The sequence below is a fragment of the Mesorhizobium sp. M2A.F.Ca.ET.037.01.1.1 genome (assembly GCF_003998075.1).
Taxonomy (GTDB): Bacteria; Pseudomonadota; Alphaproteobacteria; order Rhizobiales; family Rhizobiaceae; genus Mesorhizobium.
On record NZ_RZSA01001512.1, the window covers coordinates 1 to 973 of the forward strand.

Genomic DNA, 973 nt, shown 5'->3' on the forward strand with positions numbered 1-973 from the left:
GCACCATGATGTCGGGCTTGATGCCGAAGGCCTGCGAACCGAACATCTCGCCGGTCCTGCCGAACCCGCAGATCACTTCGTCGGCCACCAGCAGGATGCCGTGTTTCGACAGCACCGCCTGGATCTTTTGCCAGTAGCCGGCGGGTGGGACGACAACGCCGCCGGCGCCCATGATCGGCTCGCCGATGAAGGCCGCTATCGTTTCAGGCCCCTCGGCAAGGATGAGCTTCTCCAGCTCGTCCGCGAGCCGGGCGGAAAACTGTTCCTCGCTTTCGCCGGGCTCCGCGTCGCGCCAGTGATGTGGCGTCGACGTGTGCAGGATGTTGGCGATCGGCAGGTCGAAGGAGAGATGGTTGTTCGGCAGGCCGGTCAGGCTGGCCGAGGCGATGGTGACGCCATGATAGCCGCGCTTGCGGCTGATGATCTTCTTGCGCGCCGGCTGCCCGAGCGCGTTCGAGCGATACCAGATCATCTTGATCGCGGTATCGTTGGCCTCGGAACCGGAATTGGTGAAATAAGCCTTGCTCATCGGCACCGGCGCCATCTGCACCAGCTTCTCGGCCAAGTCGATCAGCGGCGAATGCGCCTTCGATCCGAAGTCGTGGTAAAAGGGCAGCTTCGACATCTGTCTTGTCGCGGCTTCGACCAGCCGCTTTTCCGAGAAGCCGACGGCAACGCTCCACAAGCCCGCCATCGCCTCGATGTAGCGATTGCCGGCAATGTCCTCGACATAGACGCCATCGCCCTTTTCGATGACCAGCGGACCGGTTTCCTGGTGCTTGCGCGCGTTGGTGTAGCCATGCATGTGGTAGCTTATATCGCGGGCTTCAGGGGAATTCGGTCGGGGGTCCATCATGGCTCCTGTCTGCCTGCGTCCAAGCGGGTATTGCCATGCCCCCTCCAAGGGTCCGCAGTTCCCTCTTGCATTGTGCTGTTTGATGCATCATGTTTCTTATAAGATATAGTGTCAAGC

General features: G+C 61.0%; 1 protein-coding gene. It reads right to left on the minus strand.

From position 1 onward, the window contains the following. A partial coding sequence (locus EOA27_RS38000; RefSeq protein WP_127258915.1) for an aminotransferase occupies positions 1-853 on the minus strand: 853 nt, incomplete at its 3' end. Positions 854-973: the final 120 nt, after the last annotated feature.